Here is an 11,958-nt window from a genome sequence, read left to right as displayed (position 1 = left end):
CGTCCGGAAATGTTCATTCACGCCGGCCGCGGTCGCTTTTTATACACAAATTACTCTATTAACTCTACTTTATTACAAAAAGAAGTCAAACCGATTTTACAAATAATCGAAATTGCGTTATCTTTTCTGTACGGAACAATCTGCCAGTTTATTTGATTAAGGTTCAATTATGAAGAAAGAAAAAAAGAAACGGCTGCAACGCCTCGCCAGGCGGGCGGCCGATCGACGCGAAGATCGCCGCAGCGGTCAACAACTGCACGGCATCATCGCAATTTCCGGCTCCGGATTCGGATTCGTCAAGTCGGAATCGGAAACGGCGCAGCCGGACATTTTCATTCCGCCGAAAATGCTCGGCACGGCAATGGACGGCGATGAGGTTAAAATCGAAATTCTGCCGGAACGGGAAAAATTCAAGGACACCGATCCCAGCCACGGTCCGGCCGGCAAAGTGGTCGCCGTGTTGAAACGCGCCCATGAAACGCTGGTCGGCGAATTGATCGGCAGCCATACGGTCCGACCAATGAGCCGCCATATCCAGGAAGAGATCGAATTGACCGGCGGCCGTCATGGCGCCAAGCGCGGCGATTGGGTAGAGATAAAATTATTGCACAATGCCGAATCCAAATCCGGTTCCCGCCAGGCCACCGTCGTCCGCAATCTCGGTGAAAGCGGCGTCATTCAATTCGACCTTGACGCGGTATGCGCCGAATACGACCTGGTCCCCCCTTACACCGAGGCGGAAAACGCCGAAGCGCTGAAGCTGGAGCCCCGGGAAATGCCGCGCGAAGATTTGACCGGCTGCTTTGCGGTCACCATCGATCCGACCGACGCGAAAGATTATGACGACGCCCTCGGCCTGCTGCCGGGCAAATCGCCGGACCAGCTTGTCGTCGCGGTGCATATCGCCGACGTCGCCGCCTGGATTGCGCCGCGCGACAAATTCGACAAACAGGCGGCCCGCCGTTCTTTCACTGCGTATCTGCCGGGCCGAACGCTGCCGATGTTGCCACGCGATTTGACCGCCCGGATCAGTTTGTGCGCCGACCAGGAGAGTCTGGCCCATACCGTGCTGTTCACGCTGGAGCGTTCCAGCGGCAAAATTCTCGGCAGCCGCCGCTGCCACAGCCGGATCAAAGTCGCCAAACGACTCGATTACGCAACGGTCCAGCTCTTCGCCGACACCGGCGCGGCCCCGGCGGACTGGGATGACGCTTTCAAAGCCAATTTGAGCGAATTGCTGAAACTCGGACGGTTGTTGCGCAACAACCGCAAAGCGACTGAAAAATTCCTGGAGCTGGAACTGCCGGAAATCCGGATATTGTGCGATGAAAAAAACAACCGGATCCTCGGATTGCAGCGCAAAGTTCAGCAGGAGGCCGACCAGTTGGTCGAAGAATTCATGCTGGCCGCCAACAGCGCCGTCGCTGCCGAATTGGTCACCCGATCCATCCCCGGCTTGTTCCGGGTGCATCCGGAGCCGGACATGGAAAAAGTGGCGGAATTCAGCGATACGGTCGCCGCCACCTTCGGAGTCCGGCCCGGGGATCTGACCAACCGGGACGCCTGCAACGCGTTTCTGGCCAAACTGCCGGACGACCCGCGCCGGCCGGTGATTTTAAGCATGTTCCTCCGCTCGATGAGCCGGGCGCATTACCTGGCGCAGCCGGGGTTGCATTTCGGCCTGGGCAAGACGCTCTACAGCCACTTCACCAGTCCGATCCGGCGTTATCCGGACCTGGCCGTCCATCAGCAGTTGTGGAATGCCGACCTCAATCAGCGTTTGCGTTCCAAAGCCACCTGTGAAAAGCTCGCGCTGGACTGCTCGGCCAAGGAAGAGAACAACGACAACGCCTATTACACTGCCAGCGACCGGATGAAATTGCGTTATCTGGAAATGCAGTTGGACAAATACGGTGAAAACTTCTATCACGGCGTCGTCGCCAAAATTCTCTCCGGCGGCATGCTGGTCGATATTGCCGAACTCGGCATTTACGGATTCGTCCCGATGGATTCCGGCGACTATTTCCGCACCGACGACGCGTGGAACCGCATTCACGGCCGCCAGAGTTACCGTTGCGGCGATTATATCTATCTGGCGCTGTCGCAAATCGATTTCACCCGCGGTTCGGCGATTTTCACGCCGGCCAACCGGCCGGCGCCGGAGCGCTGAGCATGGCCTCCCTCCCCGGCAGAATCGCCAGCCGGTGGCGGCACCTTTATCGGATTGCCGCCAACCCGGCGCTACCGCCGAAACGGCGTTTTTTTGCCGGCAGTGAGTTCTTCTGCCTGCCGTTCAGCCTGTTGGCGCTGGCGTTGCTGCCGGTGGCGACCTTGCTCCGGCTGTTGACCGATTGGACGCCGCCGGACGGGCTGATCAACGGCGTGATGCCGGTGGCGGCGATGGCCGGTATCGGTTATCTGACCAATTACCTGGCGATCAAAATGTTGTTCGAGCCCTATTACCAACGGGAGTTTCATCTGTTGAAACTGCTCACCGGCGGATTGTGGCAGCAGGGCGTATTGCCGGCCAACCGTGCCAATATCGGTCACAAGCTGGCCGTTGAAATTCCGCGCCGGCTGCTGAAACCGGAACAATTGTCGCTGCAGTTGAGCCAGGCGTTGGACGATGTGCTGGCGGACCCGGAACTGCTGGCGCAAATCCGCGGCAGCATCGAACGCTTTCTGTCGCAGCGCCGGGAGCGGCTGATCGCCTCGCTACTGCCGCAATTGGCCGAATCTCTGACCGAAGTGTTGAACCGGCAGCTCAGCGACGACGGAATTCGTAAATTCTGGGCGGATGTCATCGACCGTTGGCTGCGCAATGAAAACAACCGGGAAATGATCGCCCGGCAAATCGTCGCCGCCATCCAGCGCAAATCGCCGCAGATGACCGAACTGGTGCGTGAAACGGTCGAAGACGGATTGCGGCATTATGCCAACCGGCTTTCACTGGGCCTGACCGGCAATCTGGCGGCCAAAATCAGCTATTTCGTCAATTGGGACCGGGTGGAAACTTCCATCCGGGCCAAACTCGGCGAACCGGCGACGGTGGAGCTGGTCAAATCGGAACTGCACACCGTCTCCGAACAATTCAAGAATCAACTGCTCGACCAGCGTTCCGGTTACTATCTGGAGGAGTTGAAAAGTCATATCGCCGACTTTCTGAGCAGTTACCTGACGGCGGAATTACCGAAAATGATCCGGCAACTGCTCAATTCCGAAGAGCTCTGGGAATATCTGCGGGCAGAAGTGCTGCCGCTGGCCCAACGCTATATCCGCCGGTGGTTGCGCCGGGAAGGACGTGAAGTGGTGCTCCAGCGGTTGAATTTCGGCAAGCAGATCGAATACGCGGTCGCCCGGCAGGATATCCGCGATTTTCAGCGCATGGTTGATACGCTGGCCGCCAACCAGTTAGGAGCCATCCACCTGCTCGGTTTCCTGCTCGGTTTATTGTTCGGTCTGTTGATGGTTCTGCCGAATTTTTGCGGACAGTTATGAGCAAACCGGTGATTGCCGCAGTATCGTGCCAATCAGTCTCGCTACTTCAATGAATTGCCGGCAATCTGTGCGTTGCGACATTGTGAAATTCATCCCGTTCCCTCCTGCCGTTACAACAATTGCCAATAGTAATAATAAGTCTGGTCAATCGCAAAGGCCGTTTCCCTGGGAACGTGAATGACGAATTCCAACCATTTTCCGGGCTGCCGCGTTCCCGGCGCCGGTCGGATCTGAATCAAATAGTAACCGGATTCCTCGAAGGAAAATTCTTCTTTCAACTGTTCGAGCAATTCGTTTTCGGTACTGAACACTTCGTCGAACGTTTTTTCCGGGTCCTGCATTTCCGCCATCAACTCCCGTAACCGCTCTTCCTGCCGCTCCTCCAAATCCAGCGTATCCAGCAGGAAATTTTCCGGCACACTGAGAATCTGCGGCTTCTGCTCCGCCGGAATCTCCACCGTCGGCACCATCAAATTGAAATAACGCAGCCTTCCGGCCTCGTCGGGCGGAAAAAAGGCGAGCAAATCGGGGACGTAGGACAGTTCCTCCCGGCGGCGGATTTCGCCGTTGCGCGGCAACGCCGGAATGCCGAGATCGCGATAGCCCAATTTTTCCAGTCCGTCATTGCCGGAAGAGGAGTCGGCATCGACGTAATCGTCCAGTTTTTTCAGCATTGCCCGGAAACGCTTGCGTATCTCAAGCTCGTCATCCAGCCGGTCCGTCACGAAATCCAGATCCTGCGACGGCTGTTCCGGATGCTCGAAACGCAAACCGGAGAAATAATCGAAAATCCGGACTTCCAACTCCTGTCCGCCGATGGTAATCACATGCGTCCGCCCGTTGGCCATGAACCGCTCGCGATCGTTGAAATCCGGCGGCGTATCGATTTGAGTGCGGTCGCTGAAATTCTCGATATCGTCCAGCAGCAGCCAGATCGTCCGCACGCCGGCGCTTTCACAATGATAAAAAGAACGATCCATCTGAATGTTGACCGCCGTCATCAGCCGGCTCGACTGGGAGATCACGACGATTGACGCCGTCAATAGCGCCAGCACCATCAGCGTCGACAATACAATCAACAACGCCGAGCCTTGTTCTCCGTTTTTCACCATGGACCGGTCACTCCTCCTCGTTCACCATCCGCTGATATTCCGTGTTGCCGGCAATCCGGCGCAACCAGACTTCGCGCCGGCCGTCCTCCCAGACCAATTCCATCTGAATCGCCATCGGCAAACGCCGTTTGCTCTTGCCGCGCCAGGTATCATCCCACTTCAGCGTTTCGCTGCTGATGTCGCCGTAAATAAAATTCAACTCGCTGATGCCGCGCTGCAGAACTTCACGCTTCACTTTGTCTTCGACTTCGGCGTCCCGGCCAAAGGAGGCAAAATCATCGTCGTAATCCGACAACAGCGGCTGCGGCCGGTATTCGGCAACCAGATTGCCTTCCTCATCGCGAAAAAGGTGCAGGAAACGCAAACCGCCCTCGCCGGCCACGCCGATCCGATGCGTATAGCACAGCCACAGCTCATCCGGCAAACCGTCGAACGCCAGCATTTCCGTATTGGTATTCGGCTTTTTCCAATAAAAAACAACCGCATTGCGAAATGCCGAATTCGCCAATTGTTCCAACTGGCGATATTCGCGGATATAGGTCCCGTGGCTGTCGATTTTACGCCAACTGTCGATGATGCCGCGCATCGTAAAACCAACCGCCGCCATCACCAATGCGAAGATCGCGATCGCCAGCAGCATCTCCAGCAGCGTAAACGAACCATGCCGGTTCAATCGAGCTGACGCGCCAGCCGTTCGACCGAAATTGTTTGGCATATTTCACCGTTTCGTAACAGATTAACCGTCATTTTCACCAGCCGCCAGTTGCCGCGCGACGCCGATATCCCCTTCGGCAAATCATCGACATTTTCCAGAATGCGTTCAGCGGTATATTCCGGATATGGAAAAAATTCCGGCGGCAATTCTTTGCTCTCGACGTCGAGCAGCCAATATTCCACCGCCTGTACCAGCATATGATTTTCCCTCAAATCCCGCGCCGCGGTCAAACTGCGGATCTTCGCCGTGCCGACCATCGCGATAATCGCCATGATCGTCATACCCAGAATTGCGACGGCAATCAGGACTTCCAGCAGCGTAAAATTATTGCGCTTCCGACAACATCTCATCTTCCGGCACCTCCTCGCGCCGCAATTCGCCGGTCAACGCCGACAACGTCAACTTGATCTGATGACCGCCGGAGACCACCCGGATTTCCGACGCCGAAGCGGAACCGTCCGGATAAAACTGCGCCACCACCCAGCCGTCATGCCGCCAGTTGTCTTCACCGGTTGTCTCGCCGGGGTCCGGCACCAGTTGAAAACGAATACCGCCGGACGCCCGATACTCGTATTGGCGGCGCAGAATCAAACCGTCGCGCCAGGTTTGGTCCGCGCTTTCATTGGCCGGATCGGTTCCCTCCCAGGGAAGAATCTGAAAACGGTTGTCATCCTGGTAAAAAGCAATTTCCACCATTTTGCCGTGCCGGGTCGACAACAGCACGGCGGAATTGAAAATCCGCTCCAAACGCGAAGCGGCATTGGCGGCGGCAGCCAGGGCCGGCGTCTTGCCGAACCGGCCGATGACCAGCACGCCGACCAGCAGCATGATCGCCAGCACCGCCACAATTTCGATCAACGTAAATTTCCGGCGGCGCATCGGCTCAATTGCCGGTTTCGGCGGTGTCGTTGCCCAAATTTTCGCTGGAAATATCGGCATTGTCCCCTTCGCCGCCTTCCTTGCCGTCGGCCCCCAGGGAGATGATCGCAAAATCATTCTCTTCGCCGGGACAGCGGTATACATACGGGTTGCCCCACGGGTCCAGCGGAATCACCGTCGCCCGCAGATATTTGCCGCGCCATTTTTTCGAGTTATTGACATTGCGGATCAACACTTCCAGCCCTTCCGATTCCGTCGGCGGATTGCCCATGTCCAACTGATAATCGAGGACGGCCTGCTCCAACATGCTGATCTGACTTTTGGCGGTGCTGACCCTGGCTTTCTTCAAATGGTTCATATACATCGGACCGACTACCGCTGCCAGCAGGGCGATAATGGTAATGACGATTACCATTTCCATCAAAGTGAATTTTTTTCTGTTCATACTTCCGTTCCTCATCAATATTTGGGTTCGCGTTATTACCATCCGACTCAAATCTCATTCATCTCCATGATCGCCATGAAAATCGCCAGCACCACCACCAGAATGGTCAAAGCCAGAAAGATGATCACCGCCGGTTCGAACAGCGACAGCAACCGCTTGATTTTGATTTTCAACCGATCCTCCTGCAGGGTCGCCACTTCGTTGAGCATCGGACCGACATCACCGGACTCCTCGCCCACCTGCAGCATCTGCATCGCCATATTCGAAACATAGGGACTCTTGGCAATCGCCTCCGACAACCGCGCACCGCTGCGCAGATCAGTCGGCACTTTGGCAAAACTGTCCCCGATCACCCGGTTGTTCAACACATTGACCGCAATTCGCACCGTCGTCAGCAGATGCACATGGTTCTGCATCAAAATCGCCAGCGTTCGGAAAAAGCGGCTGATTTCCGCTTCTTCGAACAGGCCGCCGACCAGCGGTAATTTCAACAGCAGCCGATCGCGCCACAACCCGAAGCGAATATCCCGTTTGGTCTGCCGCCACAACAGCCACAGTCCGGTGCCGATCAGCAGCCAGACCCACCAGCCGCCGATCAAGACATTGCTGATCTGCTGCAGAATCTGCATCGGCAACGGCAATTCCCTTCCCATATCCAACAGCATTTTGGCGAAATACGGGATGAAAAAGACGAACATCAAAATCAACACCACCAGGGTTACCGACAACACCATCACCGGATAGATGGCACTGGTCACCAGAAAATCCTTCAAATCGCGCCGCGAAATCAGGAAGGTTCGCAATTCCCGGATCACCCCGGCCAAGCCGCCGGTCTCCTCGCCGGCCTCCAGCAAATTGGCATACAGCGACGGAAACAGACTCCCCTGCTCCCGGATGACGGCGGAAAATTTCTTGCCTTCCCGCAGCCCGAGCCGCAAATTGTTGAGAATTTCCTGCTCGCCGGCATTCCGGTTGCCTTCGCTGAGCATCTGCAGCGCTTTTTCCAGCGGAATATGCGCATTCAACAGCGGAGTCAGCCGGGAAGTGAAGTCGCAGACATCAAACCGGTTCTTACGGCCGCCGAACACTCTGGACGACGCTTTTTTCGTCACCTCTCCAAAGCACTTCAGCGGCACCATGTTGCGATGACGCAACTTGACGAGCACATCGTCGAGGTTTTCCCCCTCGATCAACACCTCGTGCAACCTGCCGTCCTCCTCCGAAACTTTGAATTTGAATTGCGGCATCTTCCCACTCCGTTAAAAATCCATCGCCGACCGCTTGACTTCCGATTCGGTGGTAATGCCCATCCGGACTTTTTCCATGCCGTCTTCCAGCAAAAATTTCATCCCGCCCTGTTTCGCCAGCGCGGCAATTTCGTTGCTGCTGGCATGTCGGTTGATCGCCTCACGAATCTCGTTGTGGACCAGCAGCAATTCGAAAATGCCGGTCCGGCCGGCATATCCCCAGCCGGCGCAACGCGGACATTTGCCGCCGTCCGGCAGCGTACCGCGGCCATTGCACTCTTTGCAGATGCAGCGGACCAGACGCTGCGACAATACCCCATAAAGCACCGAGGAAACCAGAAAGCTTTCCATGCCCATGTCCAACAGGCGGCTGATCGCCCCGGAGGCATCGTTGGTATGCAGCGTACTCAACACCAAATGGCCGGTCAGCGCCGCGTTGATGGCGATATCGGCCGTCTCCCGGTCGCGGATTTCGCCGACCAGAATGATATCGGGGTCCTGCCGGACGATATGGCGCAGACCGTTGGCAAAGGTCAAGCCGATTTTCGGATTGACCTGGATCTGCGACAACTGCTCCATCCGGTATTCCACCGGGTCTTCGATGGTGATGATTTTGCGCGAACTGTTGTTCAGCCGGGAAATGACGCTGTACAGGGTCGTGGTTTTACCCGACCCGGTCGGCCCCACCACCAGAATGATGCCGTAAGGAATCTGAATCAAACTTTCGAACTGCTGCTGCATTTCCGGCAGCATGCCGATGGCGCCGAGGTCAAAGGAAACCGCGCCTTTCTGCAACAGCCGCAGTACGATACTCTCGCCGTTGATGGTCGGCATCGTGCTGATCCGGATGTCGATGCTGCTGCGCGCCAGCTGAATGTTGGTCCGGCCATCCTGCGGCAGGCGGCTTTCGGCAATGTTCAAGCCGCCGATCAGCTTGATCCGCGAAGCGATCGCCGGCTGCCGCGACAGGGGCAGACTGGCATATTCGCGCAACAAACCATCCACCCGGAAGCGGATGACGGTGCGTTCTTCTTCCGGCTCGACGTGGATGTCGCTGGCATTGATCTCGACCGCGCTCAACAGCATTTCGTTGACCAGCCGCACCACTTTGGCTTCGCTGGCCAGCGAACGCAGCGACTCTTCGTCTTCGACGATTTTTTCGTCGTCCTCCTCCGAGCGCCCTTCCGGCGCATTCAAGTCGACGATCAGCCGTTCCAGCGTACTGTGCCGCATCAATGCCAGTTGCAATCTGGTTTCCAGCAGTTTGCGGAACATATAACGATGCTGGTCGATCGAATAGGGATCACTCATCAAAAGCAGCAACCGGTGATCTTCCGTCTCGCAGGCCAGCACGTTCCAGGTATTGAAATACTCCTGCGGCACCGCATCCGAAACCTGAAAGGGCTTGATGTCGCCCTCCTCCAGGATCGGCAATCCGGATGCTTCGGAATAGGCCTGCAACAACTCCAGCTCGGAAAAAATACCGCTGGAGCACAGTTCCCAATCGATCTTGCGCCGTTCGCCGCCGGCCTCCAGCCGGGCAAGATATTCCGGATAGATTTTGCTCAGGTTCCGGTTGATCGTATGCAGATTGACTTCCATCAGTTGCCCAGATCCTCACCGATGTCCCAGTAACTCTGGGTATTCGCCTCCGGCGTTTTTTCCGCGGCATCCTTCGGCGTCTCCGCCGCATTCGCTTCCGGCGCGGTCGGTTCGGACGAAACCGCCGCCTCCCCTGCCGCCGCATTGCTGCCGGGCTGTCCGGTTGCGCTCTCCTCCGGCGAAGCCGGTGAAATCGGCGATTGGGTAATGTCGAACATGCTGTCGGGATGCGCCTGCTGGTGCATCAAATCCTTGTAGACATTGTTTTCAAAGTTATGCACCTCCCAGACCGCTTCATTGTAACGCCGGATCATATCTTCCAGCGTCGAATATTCATTGATCAGCGAAGCGGTCACCAGCACCAGAATTTCCGTCCTGGTCAATTCGCTCGTCGAATTGCCGGTCAACCAGTTCAGCCACGGAATGTCGGCGATTCCCGGAATGGAATTGACATTTTCATCATGCTTTTCCTTGATCAGCCCGCCCATGATGATCGTCCGGCCGCTGCGGATCATCAGCGTCGTTTTCAGTTGGTCCTGTTTGATGATCGGCGAAGCGATACCGGAAGTGGTATTCGTCATCGCTTCGGAAATTTCCTGGCTCAAGCTCAATGAAATCAACCCGCCGCCGGTAATCGAAGGAGTCGCTTTCAGAATCACCCCGGTATTGGTGTAGTCGATCGAACGCTTGACGGCGGTATTGTCGCCGCCCGACGACTGCGTGTCGGTAATTTCACCGGTGATGATCGGCACGCGCGAACCGACATCCACCATCGCCTCGGTATTGCTGACCACCAGAATCTGCGGACTGGAAAGCACCTTCATCTTCGACCGGCCGGCCAGAGCTTTCAAAAACAGAAACTGGTTTTCGTTGTTCGGATCAGTAATAAACAGCTTGCCGCCATAGGATCCGACGTCCTGCACCGGTCCGGGCGTCAATTCCGGATAATTGGTCCCCATGTTGACATCCTGCCCGCCGACCCGGGGCTCCATCGAAAATTCCATCCCGAACTCGGTGGTATCGGTCAGTTCGATCTCGACGACCATCACCTGCAGCAACACCTGCGGCGGAATCGTATCCAGCCGGTTCAGCAGCGCCCGGATAATGCCGTACGTCCGCTCAGTCGTCCGGAACAGCAGCCGGTTGTCGACCACATCGGCGAACACTTTCACCGGCTGTTCGAAAACATTGTTCGGTTTCTGGTTTTCCGCCAGGGCGGAACCGGCCACGGTTTCCATCGTATCGTTGGTTTTCAACACCCGCCCATCGATGTTGAACATTACCGCAATGGTGCGCAGCAGGCGGTCCGCCTTGCTGTTGATTACTTTGTAAATATACAACCGCTCCTGTTCGTCCTGGTCGGCGGTGTTGAGCTGCGACACCCAACTGCGCATTTCCGTCAACGGCTCCGGCGACGCCGCACTGGCCACCAAAATCTGCAGCCGGTCGACACTGGTCAGGTGAATCGCCCCCGGCGTGCTGTTCGCCGCGCCGCCTTCGGTCACATTGAAGCCCAGGACCGGAAAAATCTGCATCAACTCCGTTTTGATCTTGGAGGCGGAAACCTTGTCGCACTGGATGACGATCGTATACCAGCCTTCTTTGTAACGCTTGTCCAGTTCACTGATGATGCCGACCAACCGCTCCATATTCGTCGGCGTATCCACCAGCAGCAAGGCGTTGCGCGCCGCCATCACCATCGAATTGGCCTGATCGGACAAAAACGGCTTGAGTTGTTCGTTCAACTGGCCGGCATCCTGATTCAGGATCGTGACGACCTGCACCTGAATATTGGAATCGGGGCGGTCGTATTCATTGCTGATTTTGTTCAACGGCCGGATGTACATCATCCCATCCCGGTAATCGCAGAAACCGCTGCCCATCCACACCAGCTGCTGGACCAGCGACCAGGTATCCGCCAGCGTCAACTCGGTGTTCATCGTCATCGTCACCGTGCTCTGCAACGCCGGGTCCATCACATAATCGAAGCCGAGCACCTTGCTGAAGGCCGGCAGCACATCCACCAGATTGGTATTGTCGAATTTGATATCGATTTTAACCTTCTGGCTGGGATCCTTGTCCTTGAACACCGCTTCAAAGGCCAGAGCATTGAACCGCTTTTCCGGCGTTTTGATCGCATCGGTGCCCAGATCCTTGCTGCCCAGGCTGCCCCATTGACTGACCTTTTCATATAAATTCGGCTCCAGCACAAAATCGTCTTTGATGCCGGAAGACGTTTCCATGCCGGGGGTTCCCGCCGATCCGGAATCCATCGAATAAGGCGCCGCCGGCTTCATTTGAATATCACTGAGCATGCCATGCGGGGACGGCGTCGGATTGGTCAGCCGCTCCACCCGCTCATCTTCATCTTTGTTCAGATAACTGCACCCGGCCAGCATCAGCACCAAACCGCCGGACAACAGGATATTAGACAGCTTCCGTCTCGACATCAGCGACTCT

General features: G+C 56.3%; 10 protein-coding genes. 2 read left to right on the top strand and 8 right to left on the bottom strand.

All coding sequences use genetic code 11. The annotated features are described in order from the left end of the window. The first annotated feature begins 169 nt into the window (after positions 1-169). On the top strand, positions 170-2,170 hold the full coding sequence (locus tag HWX74_RS19215; RefSeq protein WP_176015165.1) for a ribonuclease R family protein: 2,001 nt from the start codon (positions 170-172) through the stop codon (positions 2,168-2,170). 2 nt (positions 2,171-2,172) lie between these two features. Beyond that, positions 2,173-3,498: a DUF445 family protein gene (locus HWX74_RS19210; protein ID WP_176015164.1), complete on the top strand. Its 1,326-nt coding sequence runs from the start codon at positions 2,173-2,175 to the stop codon at positions 3,496-3,498. Between the two features lie 110 nt (positions 3,499-3,608). Here HWX74_RS19210 and HWX74_RS19205 read toward each other — a convergent pair whose 3' ends face one another. From HWX74_RS19205 to HWX74_RS19170, 8 genes are read right to left on the bottom strand one after another with little or no spacing between them, the layout of a single operon-like run. Then, entirely contained in the window at positions 3,609-4,610 is a 1,002-nt protein-coding gene (locus HWX74_RS19205; protein ID WP_176015163.1) for a hypothetical protein, read from the bottom strand. 7 nt (positions 4,611-4,617) lie between these two features. Next, positions 4,618-5,283, bottom strand: coding sequence for a type II secretion system protein J (locus tag HWX74_RS19200; protein WP_176015162.1), 666 nt, complete (start codon positions 5,281-5,283; stop codon positions 4,618-4,620). Continuing rightward, positions 5,280-5,675 carry a type II secretion system protein gene (locus HWX74_RS19195; protein WP_176015161.1) on the bottom strand — a complete coding sequence of 132 codons (396 nt, stop codon included), beginning with the start codon at positions 5,673-5,675 and terminating at the stop codon, positions 5,280-5,282. The genes HWX74_RS19200 and HWX74_RS19195 overlap by 4 nt, the downstream gene beginning before the upstream one ends. Beyond that, positions 5,650-6,183, bottom strand: coding sequence for a hypothetical protein (locus HWX74_RS19190; RefSeq protein ID WP_176015160.1), 534 nt, complete (start codon positions 6,181-6,183; stop codon positions 5,650-5,652). Before HWX74_RS19190 ends, HWX74_RS19195 begins: the two co-directional genes overlap by 26 nt. 25 nt (positions 6,184-6,208) lie before the next feature. Continuing rightward, complete coding sequence (gene gspG, locus HWX74_RS19185) at positions 6,209-6,649, bottom strand: type II secretion system major pseudopilin GspG (RefSeq protein WP_176015159.1); 441 nt, start codon at positions 6,647-6,649, stop codon at positions 6,209-6,211. A 47-nt stretch (positions 6,650-6,696) separates the two neighbouring features. Next, positions 6,697-7,896 (bottom strand): type II secretion system F family protein, encoded by a 1,200-nt coding sequence (locus HWX74_RS19180; protein ID WP_176015158.1) that lies wholly within the window; start codon positions 7,894-7,896, stop codon positions 6,697-6,699. 12 nt (positions 7,897-7,908) lie between these two features. Then, entirely contained in the window at positions 7,909-9,498 is a 1,590-nt protein-coding gene (locus HWX74_RS19175; protein ID WP_176015157.1) for a GspE/PulE family protein, read from the bottom strand. Beyond that, entirely contained in the window at positions 9,498-11,948 is a 2,451-nt protein-coding gene (locus HWX74_RS19170) for a hypothetical protein (protein WP_176015156.1), read from the bottom strand. The genes HWX74_RS19175 and HWX74_RS19170 overlap by 1 nt, the downstream gene beginning before the upstream one ends. Positions 11,949-11,958 lie beyond the last annotated feature (10 nt).

The sequence above is a fragment of the Victivallis sp. Marseille-Q1083 genome (genome assembly GCF_903645315.1).
Taxonomy (GTDB): domain Bacteria; phylum Verrucomicrobiota; class Lentisphaeria; order Victivallales; family Victivallaceae; genus UMGS1518.
This window is presented reverse-complemented; position numbering and strand designations above follow the sequence as displayed.